Origin of the sequence: Rahnella sp. PAMC25617 (genome assembly GCF_050606005.1) — a bacterium.
Taxonomy (GTDB): domain Bacteria; phylum Pseudomonadota; class Gammaproteobacteria; order Enterobacterales; family Enterobacteriaceae; genus Rahnella; species Rahnella variigena.
The window spans coordinates 1-201 of the sequence record NZ_JBOCUM010000205.1 but is presented as its reverse complement, the minus strand read 5'-3'; the positions used below and the strand labels follow the sequence as shown (position 1 = coordinate 201).

Annotated in this window: 1 protein-coding gene; it reads right to left on the bottom strand. The window is 59.7% G+C overall.

Annotated elements, in window-relative coordinates:
• Positions 1-201: hypothetical protein (locus tag ACM615_RS24195; RefSeq protein ID WP_431012678.1), on the bottom strand; the 201-nt coding region annotated here is incomplete at both ends.

The following is a 201-nucleotide window of genomic DNA, read 5'->3' as shown; positions in this document are numbered from 1 at the left end:
CCTCGTGCACGATCATGCCGGACTGGATGGTGTCATTGGCCGCATTGCGGAAGATGTAGTTTTCCGGCTGGTCGGCGAACTGCTTGGTGACGATGGAGCCGGTCGCCACATTGTTCATGACGGGAATCTTGGCTTCCTGGTAGAAGCGCTGCGAAGCCAGGGCCACGCCCGTGTTGATATAGCCGACGGTGGCGGCGACTT